Below are 25,719 nucleotides of genomic sequence, written 5' to 3'. Positions count from 1 at the left end.
GGCGCGGCCCGGCCGCGACGCGGTCTACCGCGGTCCCGTCCGGCGTGATGACATGCCGGGATGACGATCATGAGCGAGCCACCGCGCCCGAGCCGCCGTTCGATCCTCGCCCGGGGCGGTGCTGCCGTCCTCGCCGCCGGCGGAGCGCTGACGGCCGGCACCGGCCCGGCCGCGGCGGCCGCGGACCCGTCCCCGGGTTCGGCGCTGCTGGTGCCCTCGGCCCGGATCGACCTGAACGACGGCTCGGACAGCTGGATCCGGGAGAAGGCCCTGCAGAACTCCACCGTGCTGCAGTCCTTCGGCTACGACAGCGCCAACGGCCGGATCTACCTGGCCCAGGTGATGCAGGGCGGGATCCGGCTGGCCGACGAACCGGCGGCGGTGTCCGGCGCGGAGCGCAGCCGCCACGGCGACCTGGCGATCACCCAGTGGGACCTGGCGGGCAATCGGCTCGGCTCGATGTACCTGCGCGGCTTCGGCCACGGTGTGAGCATCGGGGTCGAGCCGGTCGGTCCGACCGCGTACCTGTGGACCGAGGTCGACGCCGTCGAGCAGGCGGATCACACCAGCCGGGGCACCCGGCTGGCCCGCTTCCCGTTCGCCGACGGCACGGTGCTGGACAGTACGTCGCCCGCCCTGGTGAAGCACACGCCCGTCCCGGGCTCCACGGTGAACACGGCGAGCGTCGACCCGGTGTACGGCCGGCTGGTCCACCGCTACTCGCTCGGCACGGGCCTGATGCACTACCGGGTGCACGACCTGGCCCTCGCCCGCCTCGGCGTCTGGGACCGGCCGCTCGCCGGGATCGACGAACCGCAGATCACCGTGGACGCGGCCACCTACGGGCACCCCGCGTTCCAGGGCTACGCCGCGGTCGGCCGCTACCTCTACCTGCTGCACGGCAACGCGTACGGCAGCACCGAGACCGTCGACGGCACCGAGGTGGTGATCTCCCGACCGGGCATCGGGAACACCTTCCTCAGCTCGGTGGACCTCACCACCGGCGCCGTCGTCGAGACCCGCCCCACCAAGGCCGCGTACACGCTGGACTACCGCGAGCCGGAGGGCCTCGGCATCCACGTCCCGGACCCGGCGCAGCCGGGGGTGTTCCGGCTCGGCCTCGGTTTCGCCTCCAACCAGCCCGGCACCGACCACCGGGCGACGATCTACGGCAAGGACCTGCTCGTCCAGCCGTGAAATGGGCCGTGAACCACCGAGGGGTGGCGCCCGCACCGGAGCGCCACCCCCGACCTGTCCAAGCGGCTAGCGCTTCGAGCCGGCCAGGTCGTCGAACATGGTGGTGAGGAACTCCGTGGACCACGACAGCAGTTCCCGCCCGAGCAGCGGCTTGCCGCCGATCCGCCCGCCGCTGGACGGCCGCGGCACCAGCAGCTGCTGCGCGGCCGCCTTGACCTGGGTGCGCGGGTACAGCCGGTTCAGCCGCAGCTCCTGCGACTCGCGCAGTTCCACCGGCCCGAAGCGGACGAAGTTGCCCTGCAGGGTGATGTCGCCGATGCCGCAGCGGCGCGCGTACAGCCGCAGCCCGGCCACCAGCAGCAGGTTCTCCACCGGCTCGGGCAGCTTGCCGTAGCGGTCGGTGAGCTCCTCCCGGACGTGGACGATGTCCTCCTCCGAGTTGACCGCCGCGATCGAGCGGTACGCCTGGAGCCGCAGTCGCTCCCCCGGCGCGTAGTCGTGCGGCACGTGGGCGTCGACCGGCAGCTCGATCTTCACCTCCAGCGGCTCCTCCTCCGGCTCGGCGCCGCCCGCCTCCAGCGACTCGCGGAACTCGGCCACCGCCTCGCCGACCATCCGCATGTAGAGGTCGAAGCCGACGCCCGCGATGTGCCCGGACTGCTCGCCGCCGAGCAGGTTGCCGGCGCCGCGGATCTCCAGGTCCTTCATGGCGACGTACATACCGGCGCCCATCTCGGTGTGCTGGGCGATGGTGGCCAGGCGCTCGTGCGCGGTCTCGGTGAGCGGCCTCTCCGGCGGGTAGAGCATGTACGCGTAGCCGCGCTCGCGGCCGCGGCCGACCCGGCCGCGCAGCTGGTGCAGCTGGGAGAGGCCGAAGGTGTCGCCGCGCTCGACGATCAGGGTGTTGGCGTTGGAGATGTCGATGCCGGACTCCACGATCGTGGTGGAGACCAGGACGTCGAACTCCTTCTCCCAGAAGTCGACCACGACCTTCTCCAGCTGGGTCTCGCCCATCTGCCCGTGCGCGGTGGCGACCCGCGCCTCGGGGACGAGGTCCTTCAGCCGCGCCGCCGCCTTGTCGATCGACTCCACCCGGTTGTGGATGTAGAAGACCTGGCCCTCGCGCAGGAGTTCGCGCCGGATCGCGGCGGAGATCTGCTTCTCGTCGTACGGGCCGACGAAGGTCAGCACCGGGTGCCGCTCCTCCGGCGGGGTGGTGATGGTGGACATCTCGCGGATGCCGGTGACCGCCATCTCCAGGGTGCGCGGGATCGGGGTCGCCGACATGGTCAGCACGTCGACGTTGGCCCGCAGCTTCTTCAGCTGCTCCTTGTGCTCGACGCCGAAGCGCTGCTCCTCGTCGACGATCACCAGGCCGAGGTCCTTGAACCGGGTCTCGGAGGAGAACAGCCGGTGGGTGCCGATGACCACGTCCACCGAGCCCTCGAACAGGCCCTCCAGTACCGCCTTCGCCTCGGAGTCGGTCTGGAAGCGGGACAGCGCCTTCACCGTCACCGGGAAGTTGGCGTACCGCTCGGCGAAGGTGGAGAAGTGCTGCTGCACCAGCAGCGTGGTGGGCACCAGCACCGCCACCTGCTTGCCGTCCTGCACCGCCTTGAAGGCCGCCCGGACCGCGATCTCGGTCTTGCCGTAGCCGACGTCGCCGCAGATCAGCCGGTCCATCGGGACGGACTTCTCCATGTCCGCCTTGACCTCGGCGATGGTGGTCAGCTGGTCGGGCGTCTCCGCGTACGGGAAGGCGTCCTCCAGCTCGCGCTGCCACGGGGTGTCCGGGCCGAAGGTGTGGCCGGGCGCGGCCATCCGGGCGCTGTACAGCTTGATCAGGTCGGCGGCGATCTCCCTGACCGCCTTCTTGGCCCGCTGCTTGGTCTTCGCCCAGTCCGCGCCGCCCAGGCGGTGCAGGGTGGGCGCCTCGCCGCCGACGTACTTGGTGACCTGGTCCAGCTGGTCGCTGGGCACGAACAGCCGGTCGCCGGGGTGGCCGCGCTTGGCGGGCGCGTACTCCAGCACCAGGTACTCGCGGGTGGCGCCCTGGACGGTGCGCTGCACCATCTCCACGTACTTGCCGACGCCGTGCTGCTCGTGCACCACGTAGTCGCCGGCCACCAGGGCCAGCGGGTCGATGGCGTTGCGGCGGCGGGACGGCATCCGGCGCATGTCCTTGGTGGAGGACTTCTGGCCGGACAGGTCGGTCTCGGTGACGACGGTGAGCTTCAACTCCTCGTCGACGAAACCGTACTCGATCGAGCCGCAGGAGACGTACACGACGTCCCGGGTCGGTGCCTCGGCCAGGTCGGCGACCAGCCGGGCCGGGATGCCCTCGTTGCCGAGCACCTCGGCGAGGCGGGCGGCCGGGCCGTGGCCCTCGGTCACCATGACCACCCGCCAGTCGGCGTTCAGCCGCTCCTTGGCGTCGGCGATGGCCCGCGCGGTGTCGCCCCGGTACGCCTCCACGGCGTGCATGCCCAGGGTGAGCGTGTCCGCGTCGAACTCCAGGATCTCGCTGACGCTCGAGTCGCTGGTGGCGAACGGGCTCACCGACCACCAGGGCAGCCCGATCTCGGCGGCGTGCTCGCGCACCGAGGCCAGCGACCAGAGCGAGGCGGCCGAGACGTCGATCGCCTCCAGGTCGATCGGCCGGTCGGCGCCGGCCGCGGCCGCCACCCAGGACGCCTGGAGGAACTCGTGGCTGGTCGCCACCAGGTCGGCCGCCCGGGTACGCACCCGCTCCGGGTCGCAGACCACCGCGACCGAGCCCTGGGGCAGCACGTCCAGCAGCAGTTCCATGTCGTCCACCAGCACCGGGGCGAGGGACTCCATGCCCTCCACCGCGATGCCCTGGGCGATCTTGTCCAGGATCTCGCCCAGCTCGGGGTGGTCCTGTGCCAGCGCGGCCGCCCGGGAGCGGACCTCCTCGGTCAGCAGCAGCTCGCGGCACGGTGGCGCCCACAGGCCGTGCTCGGCGATCTCCAGCGACCGCTGGTCGGCGACCTTGAAGTAACGGATCTCCTCGACGTCGTCGCCCCAGAACTCCACCCGCAGCGGGTGCTCCTCGGTCGGCGGGAAGACGTCCAGGATGCCGCCGCGCACCGCGAACTCGCCGCGCTTCTCGACCAGTTCGACCCGGGCGTAGGCGGCCGCGGCGAGCCGGCGGGCGACCGAGTCCAGGTCGTGCTGCTCACCGCGCCGCAGCGCCACCGGCTCCAGCTCGGCGAGCCCCTTCACCTGCGGCTGCAGCACGCTGCGCACCGGCGCGACCACCACCTGGACCGGGCCGGCCGCCGCGTCGTCGGCACGCGGATGAACGATCCGGCGCAGCACCGCGAGCCGCCGGCCGACGGTGTCCGAGCGGGGGGAGAGCCGCTCGTGCGGCAGCGTCTCCCAGGCCGGGAACTCCGCGACCGCGTCGGGCGGCAGCAGCGAGCGCAGGCTCGCCGCCAGGTCCTCGGCCTCGCGGCCGGTCGCGGTCACCGCGAGCACCGGGCGGCCGTGCTCACCGGCCCGGTCGGCGAGCGAGCGGGCCAGCGCGGCGATCACGAACGGCCGGGCGGCCGGCGGGCCGACCAGGTCGAGGTGCTGCCTGTGTCCCGTGGCGGCCGCCTCGATCGCCTCGGCGAGAGCGGCGTCGCGTACGACGACATCGAGCAGTCCGGACAGGCTCATACGTCAAGATCTCCACGGCAGGAGTGGCCCGGCGCCGAACGGCGAGCCGGGCAGCACGAACGGCCCGGCACGCGGTGCGCCCCGGGGGTATCCAGCCTACGCCGCAGTTCCGGCGCGCACGCGGCGCGGCGGCGCCGACGGCCGGGGCGCAGCCGCCCGCCCGACACCAGAGATCATGAATCGGACATACTCCTGTCACTGTCCGTCCATGGTCGGCGCGCAAGATGGTCTCAGCGCACGCCGCATCCAACCGTGGGGGATGGCTGTGGCAGCGCGGTCGCACTTCCCGATGGGGGTCGGGGGTGCGAGGGCCGGGCGACCCTGGGTGGGGGCGCCCGCGCCACCATCGCCGGGACCGCGGCGCCCCACTTCCTGTCACGGGCGCCGCGGGTCTCGGCGCCGACGTGCCCGCGGCCGTTCCTGTCGCCGTTCCTCTCGCCGTTCCTGTCGACGACCCGCTTCCCGGGACGTTCGGGCGGCTTTGCGCCCACTTCACCGGAACCGCCCCGCACGACGGGCCGACCTCCGTACCCTCACGTGAAGAAGGTGTGGGGACACCGGTTCGCGATGCAGGGGGTTTCTTCGTCATGCGCGTCGTCATCGCAGGTCAGGGCTATGTCGGGCTCCCGCTGGCGGTACGTGCCGCCGAGGTGGGCCATCGGGTCGTCGGGTACGACGTGGACGAGCGCCGGATCAAGCGGCTCGCCGTCGGCGAGTCGTACGTCGAGGACATCCCCGGCGAGCGGCTGCGCCCGCTGCTGGAGGACGGCGCCTACCTGCCCTCCGCCGACCCGGCCGACGTGGCCGGTTTCGACATCGCGGTGATCACCGTGCCCACCCCACTGCGCGAGGGCGCGCCCGACCTCTCGTACATCGAGGCGTCCGCCCGGCTGCTGGCCGAGCACCTGCGCCCGGGCGCCACCGTGGTCCTGGAGTCCACCACCTACCCCGGCACCACCGAGGAGTTGCTCGCCCCGCTGCTGGAGCAGGGCTCCGGGCTGACCGCGGGACGCGACTTCCACCTCGGCTACAGCCCCGAGCGGATCGACCCCGGCAATCCGGTGTGGAAGCTGGAGAACACCCCCAAGGTCGTCTCCGGCACCACCCCCGAGGGCCTGGCCGCGGTCGACGGGTTCTACGGACAGCTGGTCGAGCGCACCGTCCCGGTCTCCTCCTGCAAGGAGGCCGAGCTCACCAAGCTGCTGGAGAACACCTTCCGGCACGTCAACATCGCCCTGGTCAACGAGCTGGCGATGTTCGCCCACGACCTCGGTATCGACGTGTGGGAGGCCATTGACGCCGCCTCCACCAAGCCCTTCGGTTTCCTGCGCTTCACCCCGGGCCCCGGCGTCGGCGGCCACTGCCTGCCGATCGACCCCTCGTACCTGTCCTGGCGGGTCGAGCGGGCGCTCGGCCAGTCCTTCCGCTTCGTCGAGCTGGCCAACGACGTCAACAGCCACATGCCCGACTATGTGGTCCGCCGCCTGGTGGAGGCGCTCAACGAGCGGCGGCTGTCGGTCAACGGCTCGCGGATCCTGGTCCTCGGCCTCGCGTACAAGAAGAACACCGGCGACGCCCGCGAGACCCCGGCCGCCCGGGTGGTCGAACTGCTCAGCCGGATGGGCGCCGACGTCCGCGCCGCCGACCCGCATGTGGTGGCCGGCGTGCACGTCGCCGAACCGGCCGTCCCCGGCATCCCCGGCCAGCGCACCGCCGCCCACGACGGCGGGCCGCTGGCCTCCGTCCGCCGGGTCGAGGCCACCCCCGAGGAACTGGCCGCCGCCGACGCGGTCGTGCTGCTCGCCGACCACGACGAGTTCGACTACGACGCCGTCGTCGCCCACTCCCGCTACGTCCTCGACTGCCGCCGCCGGCTCACCGGGGCCGGCGTCGAGGTGCTCTGATCCGCCCCCGGCGCCCCGCCCGCCGATCTACGCTGACTCCATGATCATCGAAGCGGGCGGGGCAGTGCGGGAACGGCTGGCGGTGGTGTCCGGCGGAGGCACCGGCATCGGGAAGGCGATCGCCGCGGAGCTGGCGGCCGCCGGGCACCGCGTGGCGCTGATCGGACGGCGGGCCGAGGTGCTGGAACACGCCGCGCACGAGATCGACGACCTGGCCGGGCCCGGCAGCGCCGTCCCGGTCGCGGCCGACCTGACCGACCCGGCCCAGGTCACCGCCGCCGCCGAACGGATCACCGCCCTCGGGCCGGTCGACGTCCTGGTCAACAACGCCGGCGCCGTGATCACCCCGCCCGCGGACGACTCGCTCGCCTCCCTCGCCGACGCCTGGCGGCACGACCTCGACACCAACCTGATCACCGCCGTCCTGCTCACCTCGGCGCTGCTCGGCTCCCTGCGACGGCCCGGCGGGCGGCTGATCATGATCAGCTCCGCGGCCGCCCAGCGCGGCGGGGCCGGACCGCAGTCCGCCGGCTCGTACGCCGCCGCCAAGGCCGGCCTGCACGGCTGGGCCTTCGGCCTGGCCCGGCTGCTCGGCCCCGACGGCATCACCGTCAACGTGCTGGCGCCCGGCTACGTCACCGACACCGAGATCTTCGGCGACTACTGGAGCCCCGGGTTCCACGACGCCAAGATCGCCGACACCCTGGTCGGCCGCGCCGGCACCCCCGCCGACGTGGCCGCCGCCGTCGCCTACATCGCCTCCCCCGCCGCCGGCTACCTCACCGGCCAGATCATCGGCCTCAACGGCGGCGCCGTCCTCGGCCGGTAGGTCCCGCTCCCGACCCGACCGGCCCACCGGCGTCGGGGTGCGCGCGCCGGGGGTACGCCGCGGGCCCGGGTCCCCGTCGTGGGGAGCCGGGCCCGAGCCTGTCCGGGCGGCGCCGGAGGCGGTCAGCGGCGGGTGATGCGGTAGTTGCGCTCGTCGTAGGAGGAGCCGTCGTCGACGATGACGATCTTCGGGGTGATCTTGTCCTCGGCGTCCTCGGCGGGCTCCTCCGCCTCGGCGTCGATGACGGGCGTGGCCCAGGGGGCGGGCGGCGGGGGCGGGGTGGCCGGAGCGCCGGCCGGCTTCGGCGGGGCGGCGGCAGCCGCAGCGACGGCGCGCAGCATGGTGGTCGCGTCGTCGTGCGCAGCCCCCTCGCCGGCCTCCGCCTCCGCCTCCGCCTCGGCATCGGAGGCGGTTGCGTCCGGGTCCGCGACCTCCGGCGCGCCGACCACCGAGCCGGTGAGCTCGGCGAGCTTCCCCTTGATGGTGTCGAGGTGCTCCTGCACCGTCTCCAGCCGGACGGCGAAGTCGGCGTGCTCGCGCTCGCTCGCCGCCCGGATCCGCTCGGCCTCGGCCCGGGCGTCGCCGACCAGCCGGTCGGCCTTGGCCTGGGCGTCGGTGTCGATCCGGCGGACCTCGGCGATCATCTCCTCGCGGTGCTGCTCGGACTCCTTGAGCCGGCGTACGGCACCGGCGGAGATCTCCTCCTCGGCCCGGTCGGCCTCGGCCTCCTTGGCGGCGAGGGCCTGTTCGGCGGCGCGCCGGAGTTCGGCGAGGCGGCTCTCGCCCTGTTCCTCGGCGGCGGCCGCGGCGACCCGGGTCTTGGCGGCCTCGGCGGTGGCGGTGTCGCGGATGGAACGGGCTTCGCGGTCGCCCTCGCTGCGGATCCGCTCGGCCTCGGCGCGGGCCTGCTCCTCGCTGCGGCGCGATGCCCGGTCGGCGTCGTCTCGGGTGGTCTTGGCGTACTCGTTGGCCTGGGTGGAGGCGGCCAGGCCGGCGTCGTGGGCCTGCTCGCGGGCGTTCTCGGCGGCCTGGGTGGCGGCGGTGTGCACGGCGAGCGCCTCGGCCTGGGCGGTCTTCATCAGCCCGGCGGCCTGCTCGCTGAGCAGCGAGTAGTCGGGGTCTGGGGCGTTCTCGGCAGCCTGCCGGATGTCGGTGAGACGCTTCTCCATCTCCCGGAGGCCGGCACCGAGCACGCTGAGGCGCTCCCACGCCTCGTCGCGTTCGGCGATCAGTGCCGCCAGCGTGTGGTCGACCTGCTCGGGCGCGTAGCCACGCCGGGCAACGGTGAAGCCGTTCTGGGAGACGGCGTCGCTCATCGGCTCTTCCCCTCGTGCTCGCGGGCTGCGCAGCCCCGCCACCTGCGGTGATCAGCGGATGGTCCGTCCCATCCGCTTGACCTATTTTGCGCAGATAAGGCAGTAAACCAAACAGGTCGACGCGGCCACGCCACGCGAAGGGACCGTACCGGCCACCGGTACGGCCCCTCGCTTTCCGCAGGTCGCGCGGTGTGCGGCGGGGCAACCGGGGCCTACATCAGGCCGTCCCAGAATTGTTCGACCAGGACCGCCCACCACGACTCGGGCGTGTGCAGGGCGGCCGGGTCGACCGCCATCAGCTGGGCCTGGAGGTCGGTGGTCCAGCGGCCGGCCTGCTCCGGGTTCAGCCCGTGCCGCAGCGGCCACATCCGGCCGAGGACGGCCAGGCAGCGGACGAACTCCGGCACGCTGCTGTTGACGAAGCGCGGCGGCTCGCCGGGGCGGTCCAGCTCGACGCCGACCACGGCGGCGGTGCCGTACTGGACGCACAGCTGCCGGCCGTAGTCGTTGCCGAGCACCAGGTAGCCGCCGAAGTCCGGCCCGGCGGGCAGGCCGCGCTCGGCGGCCAGCTCGGCGAGGGTCGGGATCGGGCGGCCCTCCTGGGCCTGGGCCCAGAAGAACGGCGTGAAGTCACGCGGCAGCCCGGCCCACATCAGGGTCTGGGCGACCACCTCCGGCACGCCCTGGCGGGCGACCGCGCGCTGCTCGAACCGGAACACCCCCGGGCCGAACACCTGCCCGAGCTCGCCGGCCAGCTGCTGCGGCGGAACGGGCGGCAGTACCGGCACCGTTCCCGGCGGCGGCAGCGGCACCCGCACCGAGCGCGGGCGCTGCGGCGCGGACGCGAGCTGGTGCAGCTGGTCCAAGTGGTCGTGGAGCATCGCCATCCCGGACTGCCGGGCGGCGGTGTCCCGCCCGTACGGCACGGTGTGGCTGATCCGGACGTTCGGCCAGGCCGCCTTGACCATCCGGGCGCAGTAGCCGCCGGGCAGGTCACACAGCTCCAGGTCGGTGTGGAGTTCCAGCACCTGGTCGGCGGGCACGCCCAGCCGGCGCAGCTCCTGGAGCGCCTTCGCCTCCGGGTGCATGGTGCCGGGCTCGCTGCGCATGATCACGGTCTGCTCGGAGCCGTCCGGCCCGCGGTAGCTGACCACCGCCTGGGTGCCGGGGCCGATGGTGGGCGCACCGGCGGGCGCCCCGGCGGGCGCGGGTGCGCCCGGGGGGACCGGTACCCCGGCCGGGGCGGCCGGCGGGGCCTGCACCGGCGCGGCGCCGACGGGTGCGCCGGCGACCGGGTAGCCGTAGCCGACCGGCGGCATGCCGGGGACGCCGCCGGGCGGCGCCGGCGGGCCGGGAGGCGTCGCTCCGGGCGGCATCGGCGCCCCGGGCGGGAACGCGCCGGGGATGTCGAGGGCGGGCGCCAGCTGGGTGGCCTGGTAGGCGACGCCGGCGGCGTCCGGCGCGGGAGCCTTCGGCTCGGCGGGGGCGCCCTCGCGCAGCCCGGCGGGCGGCGGGGGCGGCGGAGCGCCCGGACCACCGCGGCCGGTGGCACCGCGGGACGGGCCCGCGCCCTGGCCCAGCAGCTCGCCCGGCGGCGGGGGCGGCGGGGTACCCGGACCGCCCCGGCCGGTGGCGCCGTGCGCCGGACCGGCACCCTGGCCCAGCAGCTCGCCGGGCGGCGGGGGCGGCGGAACCGCCGGACCGCTGCGGCCGAGCGGCGCCGGACCACCCGGGGTGCCGGGCGCACCGGGCAAGCCCATCAGTCCGGGCGGGCCGTCGGAGGCCAGCATGGTCGGGGCGTACTCCATCGACGGGGCGGGCGCGGCGGCCTGGCCCGGCGGCGGGAAGTCGGGGGTGGCGAGCATGGTCGCGGCATGCGCGATACCCGGCCCGCCGGGCTGCGACGGCACCGGCGCGCCGGGAACGGGCATGCCGGGTACGGGCGTGCCGCCGGGGGGCACGGGCGCTCCGGCGTACGGCGGCGGTACGGGCACCCCGGGCACCGGCGTACCACCGGGGGGCACGGGCGGCGGCGGGAACGACGGCGGGACCGCCGCGGGCGGGGGCGGCGGGAACGGCAGCTCCGGCAGCGGAACGGTCAGGTCCTCTCCGTGCCCGAGCCCGGGCACGGCCGCGGGCGGCGGCGCCAGCAGCGTGGGCGCGTCGCCGGCCGGGCGGCCGGAGTCGGGCGGGGTGGTCTGCCGGGCGGGCGCGCCCGCGCCGCCCAGCCGGGCGGACTCCTCGGCGACGGCGGCCGCGCCGGCCTCCTGCAGCCACTGCGGGGGGCTGAGCAGGAAGGAGGTCGCCTCGACCGCGCCGCGCACGGGCTTGGCCGCGCCGGCCGGGTTGGGCTCGACCCGGGTGCCGTACAGCTCCTCGAACTGGCGGACCACCTCGTTGACCGGCAGCGGCGGCCAGAGCGTGCTGGCGCCGCTGTCGCGGGCGATCACCAGTCGCACCTCGCCGCCGGACGGCTGCCCGGCGTCCGGCCGGTCCTCCGCCCAGCAGACGAAGCCGAGGTCGAACTCCCGCACCCGCACCTCGCGTTGGAGCGAGCGCGGCACGCCGCCGTTGATCCAGTCCTCGGCGATCTCCTGCGCCTGCGCGTACGTCGTCACCACGCCAGGTCCACCCCTTCGTTCCCGCGCATCAGTTCACCGGGACGGCCCGGGCGAACCCGCCGTCCACCATCAGCTCCGCGACCGTCTCCAGCTCCGGCGGGCTCCCCGCCAGCCGGAGCAGGAAGTCGTCGAAGGTGTCGCCGCAGGGCAGCAGCAGCCGCTCCACCCGGGCCTCGGCCGGCTCGTCGGAGCCGTCGTCGCGGGCGTCGTCGTAGGGGCAGAACCAGACCGAGCCGGTCCGCTCCCCGCGCACCTTGAGCGCCAGCAGGCCGCCCTGCACATAGGCGACGCCCAGGTAGTCCTTGGTGAGGTGGTCGCGCAGGCACTTGTTGGCGTACACCAGGTCGTGGATCCCGTACTCCTCGCTGAGGGTCAGGAACGGCTGGTCGAGCAGCAGGCCGAACTCGACGTCCAGCGCCACCCCCGCAGGGGCCCGGCCGCCGGCCAGCTTGAGGAAGCTGCGGTAGGCCGCGGGCAGCGGGTGGCCGAGGCGCTGCTCGGCGCGCTGGACCAGGTCCTCGGGAACGGCGATCGGGTCGCCGCCGTCCCTCGCCAGCGAGAGGTGGGCGGGGCGGTGCTCCTGGAGCGGGCGGGTGCCGCGGCGGGAGTGGTCGGCGCTGGAGCGGGCCAGCCCGCCGTGGTGCCGCAGCAGCGCCTTGACCTCGACCGGGACCAGTTCCATCCGGCGCAGGCCGGGGGCCGCCCGGCCGACCACGTGGTGCCAGGTCCAGCCGGGCGGGGTGGCGACGGCGGAGTCCACGTCGGCCCAGAGCGGGTGGCCCTCGGTGTACAGGGCGGCGTTCGCGGAGACGTAGTCGGTCAGCCGGAGTTCGTCCACGCCGAAGCCCTGCGGCGGGTCGGCGACCTCGGCGGCGGCGGCCGCGTACGGCGCGAAGTCCGGGAAGCCGTACTCGTCGACGCGGACGCCGGCCGGATGCAGCTCGGCCCGTACCGGGTCGGGGAACTGCACCACCTGTCCCGCGTACGCCGAGTTGGGCACGGCGGCGGCGCCGGGCCGACCTGTCGTCATCTGGGCTCCCCCACTGGCTGAAGGTGACTACCTCGACACCAGCCTAGGGGACACAACATGCCGTCAGTGGCCCGCCCGGCGCTCCCGCCCGGCGCTCCTGCTCCCGCTACGCGGCCCGGCCGACGGCGCGGGCCAGTACCTCGGCCACCCGGGTCTGCTGCTCCTCGGTGATCTGCGGGAACAGCGGCACGGTCAGCAGCCGGGCCGCGGCCCGTTCGGCGACCGGGAAGGCGCCCTCGGCGTGGCCGAGCGACCGGAACGCGGGCTGCAGGTGGACCGGCACCGGGTAGTGCACGCCGGCGCCGATGCCGGCCGCCTGCAGCTCGGCCAGGACGGCGTCGCGGCCGCGCTCGATCCGCACCGCGTACAGGTGCCAGACGTGCTCGTTGCCGGGCAGGGTGCGCGGGGTGGTGAGCCCGTCGATGCCGCCGAGCAGCTTGTCGTAGCGCTCGGCGGCCGCCCGCCGGGCCTCGTTCCAGTCCGGCAGCCGGCGCAGCTTGGCGCGGAGCACCACGGCCTGCAGGGTGTCCATCCGGGAGTTGAAGCCGAACCGCTCGTGCACGTACTTGCGGCCGGAGCCGTGGTCGCCGATCAGCCGGACCGCGGTGGCCAGGTCCTCGTCGTCGGTGACCACGGCGCCGGCGTCGCCGTACGCGCCGAGGTTCTTGCCCGGATAGAAGCTGGTGGCGGCGATCCGGCCCCAGGAGCCGGAGGGGCGGCCGTGCCGGCGGGCGCCCTGGGACTGGGCACCGTCCTCGACCAGCGGGCGGTCGCCGGCCAGCTCCAGCAGGGCCTCCATCGGGGCGAGCTGCCCGTTCAGGTGGACCGGCGCCAGGGCGACCGCGTCCGGCAGCACCTCGGCCACCCGGGCCGGGTCGATCAGGAGGTGCTCCTCGTCGACGTCGACCAGGACGGGTCGCAGCCCGGCCCGGACCACGGCCTCGGCGGTGGCCACGAAGGTGTTGGCGGGCAGCACCACCCCGCCGCCGGCCGGGAGGTCGAGTGCCCGCAGGGCCAGCTCCAGCGCGTCGGTGCCGTTGGCGGTGCCGACCGCGTGCCGGACCCCGGAGAACGCCGCGTACTCCCGCTCGAACGCGGTGACGTCCGGTCCCTTGATGTAGGCGCCGCTCGCCAGCACCCGGTCGAAGCCCTCACGGACCTCCTCGGCGATCTCGGCGTGCGCGGCGTGCAGGTCGACGAGGGGGATGTCGGTCATCCGGGGGGCTCCTCAGGTTCGATGAACAACGGGAGGGCGCCGCCTTCCAGGCAGGCGCCGGTGGTGGTGGACCACTTCCAGTGGTGGCGCGGGCACTCGACCACGCCGTCCGCGATGACGGCGTGGCCGAGGTCCTCGCCGGCGTGCGGGCAGTACCGCTGCAGCCGGTAGCCGTCACGGCTGATCAGCTCGCCCTGCCGGCCGGACCGCTCGCGCACCAACTGCCGGGTCTGGGCGGGCTGGTGGCCGTAGCGGAGCAGGCTGAGCAGGGTCAGGTCGAAGACGTCAGGGTCGCGGTGGAGGCTGAGCCGCATGGAGAGCAGCGCCTCCTCCCAGCCGGCCCGGCCGTCCAGGACCGCGCGCAGCGCCCGGGGCGGGACGCGGATGGTGTACCCGGGGTCGACCGGGCAGTCCTCCAGCTCGACCTGCTCGGCCAGGTCGCCGAGCGGCAGGCCCCAGGCGGCGCCGCCGGCCTCGATCCGCAGCTCCTGGCGGTAGTCGGCGAGCAGCGGGCGGTTGAGCCGCTGGAGCCGGGCGAAGTGCTCCCGGACCTCCTCCGCGCCGGGCGGCCGGTACGGCTCCGCGTGGTACGCCTGCCACTCGGGGCGGCGGCGCTCCCGGTAGTCGGCCAGGTAGCCGTCCGGGTCGGTGAGCCAGCGGCCGGGCGCGGACGGCGCGTCCAGCCGGTCGCCGGGCGCGGTGCGCACCACCTCGGTCTCCGGGCAGGCGGCCGCGAAGTCGGCGGCGACGTCCTCCCAGTGCGGGAAGATGGTGGCCGCCCGGTCGTTGAAGCGGGCCAGCTCCGGGTCGAGGAAGCAGGCCGGACCGGCCGAGGGCACGTACGTCCGGGCGCCGGTGAGCTTGACCTTGCGGGCGAGGGTGTCCAGCAGGTCGGCGCGGACCGCCGCGGTCTTGGCCACCATCGTCCGAGGCGGGTAGTCGTACGCGTTCGGGTACCACATCGCGCCGGAGTACTGGGCGGCCAGCACGTCGACGTCGGACGGCAGTTCGGACATCGGGGTGTTGCAGTCGTTCAGGTCCAGGAAGCGCAGGCCCCCGAGGTCCAGGAGCAGTCCGCTGTCCTCCTTGTGGCTGGTGTCGAGCAGCATGGTGGCGGTGGAGTCCGGGCCGAGCCGGTACCGCTCGCGGTGGCCGAGCCGCACCTGCCGGCGGAACCCGAGCCGGGCCAGCCGCCGGGCCATGGCCCGGCTGCGGAAGTCCGGCACCAGCACGGTGACGTCCCGCGACAGCCGTTCCAGCAGCCGACGGTCGAAGTGGTCCTCGTGGGCGTGCGAGACGTACAGGTAGTCGTAGGAGCCGGCGACCACCTCGGGCAGCAGCGCCCGGTTGTCGGGGTACGGGAACCAGGCCTCCAGGAAGGCCGGGTGGAACCAGGGGTCGATCAGGATGCGCAGTCCGGCGTGCTCGACCAGGAAGCCGGCGTGCCCGAGGTGCCTGATCGACGTCACCCGACTGCGTCCCGCAGGGCCGCGACCACCCGGTCCTGCTGCTGCTCGGTCAGCGTGTGGAACAGCGGCAGGATCAGCGAACGGCCGGTGATCAGCTCGGTGGCGGGCAGCGGGACGCGGGCGGTGCCCTTGTACGGGGTCTCCAGGTGCGCCGCCATGATCCCGCGCCGGGCCGAGACGCCCCGCTCGGCGAGCCGGGCAAGCACCACGGTCCGGTCGGGCGCGTCTTCGGGCAGCAGCAGCCAGCACGCCTGGAAGTTGCCCGTCCCGTGCTCCGGGTCCGCGACCAGGCCGCCGGCCAGGTCGCCCAGCAGCTCCCGGTAGCGGGCGGCCAGTTCGCGGCGGCGGGCCACCATCGCCGGCAGCTTGCGCAGCTGCACCAGACCGATCGCCGCCTGGATGTCGGTCATCCGGTGGTTGAAGCCGATCTCGTCGTACGTCTCCACCACGCTCGCCCCGCCCGCCGCGGCGTGCCGGTCCGCCGCCGAGACGCTCATCCCGTGCTCGCGCAGGCGCCGCAGCCGGGCCGCGAGTTCGCCATCGCGGCAGGTGACCATGCCGCCCTCGCCGGTGGTCAGCAGCTTGCGCGGGTGGAACGAGTACGCGGCGATCTCCGCCGCCGCGCCGACCGGACGGCCGCGGTACGTCGAACCGGCGCCGCACGCCGCGTCCTCCACCACCGTGATGCCGAGCGGCTCCGCGAGCTCCTGGATCGCCTCCAGGTCGACCGGGACACCGCCCTGGTCGACCGCGATGACCGCCCGCGTCCGCTCGGTCAGCAGCGGGGCGACCGTGGCCGCCGTCAGGTTGCCGGTGGCCGCGTCCACGTCGGCGAACACCGGGGTCGCCCCGACGTACGTGACGGCGTTGGCGGTCGCGATGAAGGACAGCGACGGCACCACCACCTCGTCGCCCGGGCCCACCCCGGCGCCGATCAGTGCCAGGTGCAGCGCGGCCGTGCACGAGGAGACCGCCACCGCGTGCTCCGCGCCCACCGACGCGGCGAACGCCTGCTCGAACTCCGCCACCCGGGGGCCCTGCGCCACCCACCCGGACCGCACGGCGGCTGCCGCCGCCTCGGCCTCCTCCTCGCCGAGCCAGGGGATCATGACGGGGATGGTCGACATCGGAGAGCAACTCCTATCAACAGGGGCGCGGGGAACTGCGCGAATGCGGAAGGTACGGCGCGTTGGATCGCCCCCACGAGGGCCAGTTGCACGTGCCGCGATCTGACTGAGTGGTGATGGTCGGTCGCGCAGTTCCCCGCGCCCCTGAAGACCTATGCCTGAGACCGCCACCAGGCGACGAGCCGGCGGAGGCCGTCCTCGAGTCCGAGCTCCGGCTTCCAGCCGAGGTCGCGTTCGGCGGCGGACACGTCCGCCAGCCGTCGCACCACGCCGCCGGCGGTGCCCCGCGCGGGTCCGTGCTCGACGTCGAGGTCGGAGTCCATCGCGGCGAGCAGGGCGTCGGCGAGGCCGCGCAGCGACACCTCGGAGCCGGAGGCGATGTTGTAGACCCGGTCGGTCACGGGGGCGGCGGCGGCGAGCAGGTTGGCCCGGGCGATGTCCTCGGTGTAGACGAAGTCCATGGTCTGGGCGCCGTCGCCGAAGATCAGCGGCGGCTGTCCGCCGGCGATCCGCTCCATCCAGCGGATGAACACCTCGGTGTACTTGCCGTGCACGTCCATCCGGGGGCCGTACACGTTGAAGTAGCGCAGGGCGACGTAGTCCAGCCCGGACATGGCGTGGAAGCTGCGCAGCAGGCCCTCGTTGAAGACCTTGGCGGCGCCGTAGAGGGTGTCGTTGTTGTAGGGGTGCTGGGTCTCGGGCGTCGGGAAGGTGTCGGCGAGGCCGTAGACCGAGGCGGTGGAGGAGGCGATGACCTTGCCGACGCCCTGCTCGGCGGCGGCCTCGACCACGTCGAAGGTGCCGTCGACCATGATCTCCAGGGCGAGCCGGGGTTCGGCGGCGCACTGGGTGATCCGGATGGCGGCGAGGTGGAAGAGCAGGTCGGTGCGGTCGCCGAGGAGCTCGCGCAGCAGCGCGCGGTCGCGGATGTCGCCGTCCACGACCCGCAGCCGGCCGGGGCGGGCGATGGACTCGGCGTACGCGAGGTTGGCCTTCCGGCCGCGGACGAAGTTGTCGAGGACGACGACCTCGCCCGCCCCGGCCTCGATCAGCTGGTCGACGACGGTGGAGCCGATGGTGCCGGCGCCGCCGGTCACCAGGCAGCGGGAACCCTCGATGGGAACGGCGTTCATCGGGCGACGGCCCTCTCCTGTGCGGTGATCAGTGCTACGTCGGAGTCACTGCCGAGGCCGGCGTCGAGGCCGTCGGCACCGGGCCCGACCGGTACGGTGGCGCCGCCGAGTTCGAGGCTGCGGGAGGCGGCGTGCAGCAGTTGCAGCACCCGCAGGCCCGAGCGGCCGTCGGTGAGCGGGGCGCGGCCCTCGGTGATGGCGGCGGCGAACTCGGCCATCACGTTGCGCAGCGCCTCCTGTTCGACCAGGGCGGGGGCGACCACGTCGCCGACCCGGTAGGAGATCAGCGCGCGGTGCCGGATGGCGTCGGTGAGCTCGTCCGGCGGGGTCAGGTCGACGCCGCGGTCGTGGATGGCGAGCCGGGTGTGCGGGTTGAGGTCGTCCCAGACCAGGGTGCGCCGCGAGCCGCCGATCAGGGTGGTGCGGACCTTGGTCGGGGAGAGCCAGTTGACGTGGCAGTGGGCCAGCGCGCCGTTGGACAGCCGCACGGTGAGGTACGCCACGCAGGCGCGGCCGGCCCCGATCGGGTCGGCGCCTTGGGCGCTGACGCCGATCGGCTCGACACCGGGCGGCAGGACGAAGTCGAGGATGGACAGGTCGTGCGGGGCGAGGTCCCACAGCACGTCCACGTCGGGCTGGACCAGGCCGAGGTTGATCCGGACCGAGTCGAAGAACTGGACGTCGCCGATCTCGCCGCCGTGCACCAGCTCGCGGATCCGCCGGACCACCGGCGTGTAGCAGAAGGTGTGGTCGCACATCAGCACCAGCCCGCGGGCCTCGGCGAGTTCGACCAGCTCGGCGGCGTCGGCCACGGTGGTGGTGATGGGCTTCTCCACCAGGACGTGCTTGCCGGCCTCCAGGGCCGCCCGGACCAGCCGGTAGTGCGCGGCCGCCGGGGTGGCGATCGCCACCGCCCGCACCCGCTCGTCGGCCAGCACCTCCTCGAACGAGGTGGTGGCGGTCACGGTGCTGTACTCGCCCAGCACCCGCCGGCTGCGGGCGTCGTCGAGGTCGCACAGCCAGTGCAGTTTCAGTGCCGGTGTCTGCTGGGCGTTGCGGACCAGATTCGGTCCCCAGTACCCGGCGCCGACCACCGCCAGTCCGATGCGTTCCGTGGGCCGGGGTTCCGGCACCCCGGGCGTCGGTACGTGCTCTCCGGGCGCTTCGTGCGCCACGTCCTTGGATGCGCTCGCCATTGCAAGACCCCCCTTGCCGCGTCGTGGGAACGCTACCGGCCGGGCCGGTGCGACGGGGCCCTATTCGGGAAAGCCGCCCCCGTCCGCGGGCCCGTGCGCCAGCGTGGGACCGGGTGTGTCCGGACCCGGTCACGGGCCCTGCGCGCACCCCGGCGCGGCGGTTGTCGGAGGCGTTTGGCAGGCTGGTCCCTTCACGGGGAGATCACCGTCCGTCAGCAGACCCCCGGCAGCCGAGAACTGCCGGCGCACCGAGCACGACCGAGGAGCGGCCATGGATCACGCGGAACCAGAGGTGCCCGCGCTGCAGGTGCCCGCGCTGCACCACCAGCGGGACAGCCTGCTGCCGGCCGTGGCCGCGGCGCTGTCGCTGCGCGGCGGCGACGTGCACACCCTGGCGGGTGACAAGTCGGAGCTGCCGCCCGCGCTTCACCCGTTGGTGGCGGAGTTCCTGGCCGCCCTGCCGGTGGAGCAGCGGGAGCGCTTCCTGGGCCGCTGCCCGGAGGCGGCGCTCCTCTCCCAGTACCTGACCTCGGTGGACGCGGCGCGTTCCAAGCGCGCGGCGCGCAAGCCGATGACCGTCCAGGAGGCGCGCAAGGCGCTCAAGGGCGCCCGGCTGACCACGCTGCGCATCCGCGAGGAGGGCGATCCGGCGCACGGTACGCACGCGCCGCCGTGCCGCTCCTGCGCTCCCCTGCTGGAGCATCTGAACGTCGCGAGCGTCGCCGTCGGCCCCGCCGACCGCTGACGCCGCCGTCCTGTCCCCGAGTCACCGGAGCACACCCTGAACGCGAGCACTCTGCGCTCCCAGCCGCGCTTCCCCGCCGACGTCGCCGCCGCGCTCAAGCAGGCCGGCTGGCACCCGGGCCGCTGGGAGATCCGCCAGGCCGAGGAGTGGGCGGACGTCCTGGCCGCCCACGGCGAGCCGCTGGACGTCCCGCACACGGTCTTCCCGGCCGCGGTCGAGGCCTGGGCCGAGTTCGGCGGCCTCGCCTTCGACGTCCCTGGCCCCGGCCGCACCCTGGCCCGCACCCCGTTCCTGCTGGACCCGGTCTGCGGACTGCACCAGCCGCGCACCCTGGCCGACCTGGGCCGGGCGCTGGGCACCCGGCTCGCCCCGCTCGGCGAGGAGCGGTACGGGCAGGCGCTGCTGGCCATCGACGAGCAAGGCCGGGTGTTCAGCCTCGACCACACCGGCGAGTGGTTCCTCGGCGCCACCATCGACCTGGCGATCTCCACGCTGGTCCTGGGCCTGACCCCGCACCTGCTGCGTTCCGCCGACTGACCGGCGCGCGTCCCGGCCGGTGCGCCGCCGGGATTCGCCAATCCCCTCCCCTCCGCACACCGTTGCCGCCACACTGTGGCAACCGAGATGTGGAGCTTTTGAGGAGACCAGGATGGGCGAGCGCCAACCGCTCTTCGACAACGCGAAGTTCGCCGCGGTCGCCCTGGTGGTCTGCGCCCACACCTGGATGCCGCTGCTGTCGTACGACCGCACCACCGCCGCCGCCGTGCTCACGGTGGCGGCCTTCTCGATGCCGCTGTTCATCACCCTGTGCGGCTACTTCGCGCAGCCGCGCCCGGGCCGCCCACTGGTCGACGGCCCCCGGCTGGTCGGCCAGCTGGCCGTGCCGTACGTGGTGTTCCAGCTGCTGTACAACGTGGTCGGGATGGTGCTGGAGCGCCGGATCACCCCGATCCCGCTGCTGGAACCGCGCTGGCTGACCTGGTTCCTGCTGTCGCTGCTGGTCTGGCGGCTGACCGTGCCGCTGTGGACGGCGCTGCGCCACCCGCTCCCGGTCGCGGTACTGGTGGCCGCGGCCTCCGGCGCGGTGGACGCCTTCCCGCCGGACCTGGCGTTCGGCCGGACCGTCGGCTTCCTGCCGTTCTTCGTCCTGGGCCTGGTGCTGCGCCCCGAGCACTTCGCGCTGCTGCGCCGGCCCCGGGTGCGCCGCTGGGGGTGGCCGGTGCTGGCGACGGTGGCCGCCGGGGTGTGGGCGGCGGCGCCCGAGCTGCTGGAGCCGGGCTGGCTGGAGTACACCGACAGCGCCGCCCAGCTGCACGTCTCCTTCCCGGTCTGGCTGGGAGTACGGGCGGCGCTCGGCCTGGTCTCGCTGGTGGCCGGGGCCGCGTTCCTGGCCGTGCTCCCGGAGGGCCGGACCCGGTTCACCGCGCTCGGCGCCGCCTCGCTCTACGTCTACCTGCTGCACGGCCTGCCGCTGAAGCTGGTCCAGGCGTCCGGGATCTACCACGCCCGCGCCCTGCACCACTGGTGGACGGCGCTGCCGCTGCTCGGGGGCTGCGCGCTCGCCCTGGCGGTGGTGCTGGCCCTGCCGCCGGTGGTCCGGCTGCTCCGCCCGCTGGTGCAGCCGCCGCTCGGACGCCTGCTGGCACCCCAGCGGCCCCAACGGGAAGCGGACACCGACCGGACCGAGCGCCAGGACCGGACCGAGCGCCAGGACCGGCAGGCCCTGGGGCCCGTCTGACAATTCCCGTCGGATCAGCGGGCGGCGTTGGAGTGCGTGGCTCGGCGGTGCGGAGGAGGGAGTCCATGCGGAGCATCGGCGACCGACGACAAGCCGGCGAGGTGCGTGCTCCGGCGGCGCCCGCCCGGCGGGAATTGTCAGACGGGCCCTAGACCAGCCGGTCGGCCTGCACCGACAGGCGTGAGGGCAGCACCGCCTCCACCCGGAAACCGCCGCTGTCCGCCGGACCGGCGGCGAAGCTGCCGCCCAGCGCCAGCACCCGCTCGCGCATCCCGACCAGCCCGTTGCCGCCGCTGGGCAGCGCGACCCCGGTCTCCTTCGCCGCGGCCGGCTCGTTGACCACCACCACCCGCACCCCGTTGGGCACGTACGCCAGCACCACCGTCACCGGCGCGCCGCCGGCGTGCTTGTGCGCGTTGGTCAGCCCCTCCTGCACCACCCGGAAGGCGGTCTGCTCGGCCTCGGGCGCGTACGGGCGGCGCTCGCCGCTGACCGTGAACGTCACCGCCATCCCGGCCGCCCGCGACTGGTCCACCAGCCTGGGCAGCGCCGCCAGCGAGTCGACCGGCTCGGGCTGGGCGGCGCCGCCCGGTCCGGCCTCCTCGTGGGCGTCCGCCATCCGCAGCACGCCGAGGATCTCGCGCAGCTCGTCCAGGGCCTGCCGGCCCACGTCGCCGACCAGCCGGGCGCTCTGCCGGGCCCGCTCCGGGTCCTTGGCGATGACCCGTTCCAGGGCTGCGGCGTGCACCACCATCAGGCTGACCCGGTGGGCGACCACGTCGTGCATCTCCCGGGCGATCCGGGTGCGCTCCTCCAGTCGGGCCCGCCGGGCCCGCTCCCTGGCCTGCTCGGCGAGCAGGTCGAGTTCGGTCTCCAGGCCGTGGGCGCGGTCCTTGAGGGACTCCACCAGCCGGCGGCGGGCCCCGACGTACAGCCCGGTGGCCACCGGGGCGGCCACCAGGCCGACCGCCATCACCGCCGCGATCAGCGCGAACACCCAGGTCGGCGGGAGCGGCTCGGTGGGCGGCGCCTCGGTGGGCGCGGTCATCGCGAACAGCACCATGCCGAAGGTCTCCGCCATCGCCAGCGCGGAGAGCAGCACCACCCGGCGGCGGCGCGAGGGCCACTCCCAGGTGGCGGCCAGCGTGTAGAGCGACACCACCAGCAGCACCACGCCGAACAGGCCCGGCACGAACACCAGCGCGACCAGCACCGGCACCGCCGGCCAGCGGCGCCGCACCACCAGCGAGGCCCCCGCCAGCGCACCCAGCACCACCGCGACCACCCCGGTCGCCACCCCCAGGTGCAGCCGGTCCTGCACCAGCCCGTACGCGCCGAACGCGCACTCCAGGCCGGCCAGCGCCGCCACCGCCACGTCCAGCACCACGCTCCGGCGCCGACCCCACCACCACGGTGCCCGGGTCGCGCCGTCCCCCTGCGTCTTGCTCATGCGGCACAGCCTACGCAGCACGGGTGTCCGCCATCCGGCCACGTCTCGGACGCGGCACCCGGTGCCACCTATGCTGGTCGCGTCCGGACAGCGCGGTCCGCACACATCACCCCGCACGGTGATGCAGAGCCGTTGCCGAACCCCACCACCACAGGGAGCCAGCCGTGACCGCTCCGGTCCCCACCTCGGCGGACAACCCATCGCCGACCGTCGCCGACAACGCCGCCCTGCGCGCGGACATCCGCCGGCTCGGCGACCTGCTCGGCGAGACGCTCGTCCGGCAGGAGGGCCCCGAACTGCTCGGCCTGGTCGAGCAGGTCCGCCTGCTCAGCCGGACCGACGGCGAGGCCACCGCGCAGCTGCTCGGCGAGATCGACCTGGAGACCGCCGGCAAGCTGGTCCGGGCCTTCTCCACCTACTTCCACCTCGCCAACGTCACCGAGCAGGTGCACCGCGGCCGGGAGTTCGCCGCCCGCCGCGCCCGCGAGGGCTCGCAGCTGGCGCAGACCGCCGACCAGCTGGCCGACGCCGACCCGAAGCACCTCGCCGACACGCTGGCCCATCTGGCCGTCCGTCCGGTGTTCACCGCGCACCCGACCGAGGCGGCCCGCCGCTCGGTGCTCAACAAGCTCCGCCGGATCGGCGAGCTGCTGGAGCGCATCCACCGCGAGCACGCCGCCTCCGGGCTGGCCGAGGTGGACCCGGCCCGGCACACCTCCGCCCGCCGCCAGGCCGACCGCCGGCTCGCCGAGGTGATCGACCTGCTGTGGCAGACCGACGAGCTGCGGATCGCCCGCCCCGAGCCCACCGACGAGGCCCGCAACGCCGTCTACTACCTGGACGAGCTCTACCGCGAGGCCGTCCCGGAGGTGCTGGAGGAGCTGCACGAGGAGCTCGCCCGGGTCGGCCTGGCGCTGCCCGAGGGCGTCCGCCCGCTGACCTTCGGCACCTGGATCGGCGGCGACCGCGACGGCAACCCCAACGTGACCCCGCAGGTCACCTGGGACGTCCTCAACCTCCAGCACGAGTACGGCATCAAGGACGCGCTGGCCGCCGTCGACGACCTGCGCGCCTCGCTCTCCACCTCGGTCCGCCTGGCCGGCGCCTCCGAGGAACTGCTCGCCTCGCTCGACGCCGACCTCCAGCAGCTGCCCGAACTCAGCCCCCGCTACAAGCGGATGAACGCCGAGGAGCCGTACCGGCTCAAGGCCACCTGCATCCGGCTCAAGCTGGAGAACACCCGGGACCGCCTGGCCGCCGGCACCCCGCACGTGGTCGGCCGCGACTACGTCGGCACCCGCGAGCTGGTCGCCGACCTCAAGCTGATCCAGGAGTCGCTGCGCGCCCACCGCGGCGGCCTGATCGCCGACGGCCGCCTCGCCCGCGCCATCCGCACCGTCGAGGCGTTCGGCCTGCAGCTGGCCACCATGGACGTCCGCGAGCACGCCGAGGCCCACCACCACGCGCTCGGCCAGCTCTTCGACCGGCTCGGCGAGGAGGCCTGGCGCTACACCGACATGCCGCGCGAGTACCGCCAGCGCCTGCTCTCCAAGGAGATGCGCTCGCGCCGCCCGCTGGCCCCCACCCCGGCTCCGCTGGACGCCGCCGGCGCCAAGACCCTCGGCGTCTTCACCACCATCCGCGAGGGCTTCGAGCGCTTCGGCGACGAGATCGTCGAGTCGTACATCATCTCCATGTGCCAGGGCGCCGACGACGTCTTCGCCGCCGCGGTGCTGGCCCGCGAGGCCGGCCTGATCGACCTGCACTCCGGGATCGCCAAGATCGGCATCGTGCCGCTGCTGGAGACCACCGACGAACTCCAGCAGGCCGACCGGATCCTGGAGGAGATGCTCTCCGACCCCTCCTACCGCCTGCTGGTCTCGCTGCGCGGCGACATCCAGGAGGTCATGCTCGGCTACTCCGACTCCTCCAAGTTCGGCGGCATCACCACCTCGCAGTGGGAGATCCACCGCGCCCAGCGCCGGCTGCGCGACGTGGCCCACCGCTACGGGATCCGGCTGCGCCTCTTCCACGGCCGCGGCGGCACCGTCGGCCGCGGCGGCGGCCCCTCGCACGAGGCGATCCTCGCCCAGCCCTGGGGCACCCTGGAGGGCGAGATCAAGGTGACCGAGCAGGGCGAGGTGATCTCCGACAAGTACCTGCTGCCGTCGCTGGCCCGGGAGAACCTCGAACTCACCATCTCCGCCACGCTGGCCGCCTCCGCGCTGCACACCGCCCCGCGCCAGGCCCCCGAGGAGCTGGCCCGCTGGGACGCCGCGATGGACCGGGTCTCCGAGGCCGCCCACACCTCGTACCGCGGCCTGGTCGAGCAGGACGACCTGCCCAAGTACTTCTTCGCCGCCACCCCGGTCGACCAGCTCGCCTCGCTCCACCTGGGCTCCCGCCCGTCCCGCCGCCCCGACTCCGGCGCCGGCCTGGACGGCCTGCGGGCCATCCCGTGGGTGTTCGGCTGGACCCAGTCCCGCCAGATCGTCCCCGGCTGGTACGGCGTCGGCTCCGGCCTGGCCGCCGCCCGCGAGGCCGGCCTCGGCGACGTGCTGGACGAGATGTACGGCCAGTGGCACTTCTTCCGCAACTTCCTGTCCAACGTCGCCATGACGCTGGCCAAGACCGACCTGCGGATCGCCCGCCACTACGTCGAGCAGCTGGTCCCGGCCGAGCTGCACCACATCTTCGACCAGATCGTGGCCGAGCACGAACTCACCCTGCGCGAGGTGCTGCGCCTCACCGGGGAGGGCGAACTGCTGGAGCACAACGAGGTGTTGAAGCAGACCTTCGCCGTCCGCGACGCCTACCTCGACCCGATCTCCTACCTGCAGGTCGCGCTGCTGCGCCACCAGCGCGAGGAGGCCGCCGCCGGCCGGCCGGAGAACCAGCTGCGGGCCCGTGCCCTGCTGCTGACCGTCAACGGCATCGCCGCGGGCCTGCGCAACACGGGCTGACCTGCCTGTTCGGGCCAACCACCAGGGGCGCGGGGAACTGCGCGCCCGGCCATGCACTCACGTAGAGCGTGGCTGGTCGCGCAGTTCCCCGCGCCCCTCTG

17 protein-coding genes are annotated in these 25,719 nt (G+C 74.3%); 7 read left to right on the top strand and 10 right to left on the bottom strand.

All coding sequences use genetic code 11. The features are described 5' to 3' along the window. The first annotated feature begins 69 nt into the window (after nt 1-69). Nucleotides 70-1,197, top strand: coding sequence for a phage baseplate protein (locus tag FHR36_RS01965; protein ID WP_253793196.1), 1,128 nt, complete (start codon nt 70-72; stop codon nt 1,195-1,197). Between the two features lie 66 nt (nt 1,198-1,263). On the opposite strand, the gene mfd is transcribed toward FHR36_RS01965, so the two are convergent. Further along, complete coding sequence (gene mfd / locus FHR36_RS01960; RefSeq protein WP_253793193.1) at nt 1,264-4,881, bottom strand: transcription-repair coupling factor; 3,618 nt, start codon at nt 4,879-4,881, stop codon at nt 1,264-1,266. 587 nt (nt 4,882-5,468) lie between these two features. Between mfd and FHR36_RS01955 the strand changes: the two genes are divergently transcribed. Then, nucleotides 5,469-6,785: a nucleotide sugar dehydrogenase gene (locus FHR36_RS01955; protein ID WP_253793191.1), complete on the top strand. Its 1,317-nt coding sequence runs from the start codon at nt 5,469-5,471 to the stop codon at nt 6,783-6,785. Between the two features lie 40 nt (nt 6,786-6,825). Then, nucleotides 6,826-7,614, top strand: a complete 789-nt coding sequence (locus FHR36_RS01950; protein WP_253793189.1) for an SDR family NAD(P)-dependent oxidoreductase — start codon at nt 6,826-6,828, stop codon at nt 7,612-7,614. A gap of 122 nt (nt 7,615-7,736) precedes the next feature. On the opposite strand, the gene FHR36_RS01945 is transcribed toward FHR36_RS01950, so the two are convergent. The 8 genes from FHR36_RS01945 to FHR36_RS01910 form a co-directional block, all read right to left on the bottom strand. Then, complete coding sequence (locus FHR36_RS01945; RefSeq protein ID WP_253793187.1) at nt 7,737-8,930, bottom strand: hypothetical protein; 1,194 nt, start codon at nt 8,928-8,930, stop codon at nt 7,737-7,739. Nucleotides 8,931-9,142: 212 nt separating this feature from the next. After that, the gene (locus tag FHR36_RS01940; protein WP_308199123.1) at nt 9,143-11,551 is read right to left on the bottom strand and encodes an SUKH-4 family immunity protein; all 2,409 of its coding nucleotides are present in this window, start codon (nt 11,549-11,551) and stop codon (nt 9,143-9,145) included. Nucleotides 11,552-11,579: 28 nt separating this feature from the next. Continuing rightward, complete coding sequence (locus FHR36_RS01935; protein WP_253793185.1) at nt 11,580-12,581, bottom strand: SMI1/KNR4 family protein; 1,002 nt, start codon at nt 12,579-12,581, stop codon at nt 11,580-11,582. A 106-nt stretch (nt 12,582-12,687) separates the two neighbouring features. Further along, the gene (locus FHR36_RS01930) at nt 12,688-13,797 is read right to left on the bottom strand and encodes a DegT/DnrJ/EryC1/StrS family aminotransferase (protein ID WP_253793183.1); all 1,110 of its coding nucleotides are present in this window, start codon (nt 13,795-13,797) and stop codon (nt 12,688-12,690) included. After that, nucleotides 13,794-15,266, bottom strand: a complete 1,473-nt coding sequence (locus FHR36_RS39800) for an MBL fold metallo-hydrolase (protein WP_253793182.1) — start codon at nt 15,264-15,266, stop codon at nt 13,794-13,796. The genes FHR36_RS01930 and FHR36_RS39800 overlap by 4 nt, the downstream gene beginning before the upstream one ends. Next, a complete protein-coding gene (locus FHR36_RS01920) occupies nt 15,263-16,393 on the bottom strand; it encodes a DegT/DnrJ/EryC1/StrS family aminotransferase (RefSeq protein ID WP_253793180.1) in 1,131 nt (376 codons plus the stop codon). Before FHR36_RS01920 ends, FHR36_RS39800 begins: the two co-directional genes overlap by 4 nt. 152 nt (nt 16,394-16,545) lie before the next feature. Continuing rightward, entirely contained in the window at nt 16,546-17,526 is a 981-nt protein-coding gene (locus tag FHR36_RS01915; protein ID WP_253793178.1) for an NAD-dependent epimerase/dehydratase family protein, read from the bottom strand. After that, entirely contained in the window at nt 17,523-18,722 is a 1,200-nt protein-coding gene (locus FHR36_RS01910; protein ID WP_253793176.1) for a Gfo/Idh/MocA family protein, read from the bottom strand. Before FHR36_RS01910 ends, FHR36_RS01915 begins: the two co-directional genes overlap by 4 nt. A 271-nt stretch (nt 18,723-18,993) precedes the next feature. Between FHR36_RS01910 and FHR36_RS01905 the strand changes: the two genes are divergently transcribed. From FHR36_RS01905 to FHR36_RS01895, 3 genes are all read left to right on the top strand, one after another. Further along, nucleotides 18,994-19,467 (top strand): YwqJ-related putative deaminase, encoded by a 474-nt coding sequence (locus tag FHR36_RS01905; RefSeq protein ID WP_253793174.1) that lies wholly within the window; start codon nt 18,994-18,996, stop codon nt 19,465-19,467. A gap of 36 nt (nt 19,468-19,503) precedes the next feature. Continuing rightward, the gene (locus FHR36_RS01900; RefSeq protein ID WP_253794654.1) at nt 19,504-20,004 is read left to right on the top strand and encodes an SUKH-3 domain-containing protein; all 501 of its coding nucleotides are present in this window, start codon (nt 19,504-19,506) and stop codon (nt 20,002-20,004) included. Between the two features lie 112 nt (nt 20,005-20,116). Continuing rightward, on the top strand, nt 20,117-21,205 hold the full coding sequence (locus tag FHR36_RS01895; protein WP_253793172.1) for an acyltransferase family protein: 1,089 nt from the start codon (nt 20,117-20,119) through the stop codon (nt 21,203-21,205). A 148-nt stretch (nt 21,206-21,353) separates the two neighbouring features. Here FHR36_RS01895 and FHR36_RS01890 read toward each other — a convergent pair whose 3' ends face one another. Next, a complete protein-coding gene (locus FHR36_RS01890; RefSeq protein WP_253793170.1) occupies nt 21,354-22,655 on the bottom strand; it encodes a sensor histidine kinase in 1,302 nt (433 codons plus the stop codon). A 164-nt stretch (nt 22,656-22,819) separates the two neighbouring features. Here FHR36_RS01890 and ppc point away from each other — a divergent pair, with 164 nt between their 5' ends. Continuing rightward, nucleotides 22,820-25,618: a phosphoenolpyruvate carboxylase gene (gene ppc, locus FHR36_RS01885; RefSeq protein ID WP_253793168.1), complete on the top strand. Its 2,799-nt coding sequence runs from the start codon at nt 22,820-22,822 to the stop codon at nt 25,616-25,618. Nucleotides 25,619-25,719 lie beyond the last annotated feature (101 nt).

The organism is Kitasatospora cinereorecta, from assembly GCF_024172095.1.
Taxonomy (GTDB): domain Bacteria; phylum Actinomycetota; class Actinomycetes; order Streptomycetales; family Streptomycetaceae; genus Kitasatospora; species Kitasatospora cinereorecta.
Note: the sequence above shows the minus strand (reverse complement) of the source record. Positions and strands in the feature narration are given on the sequence as shown.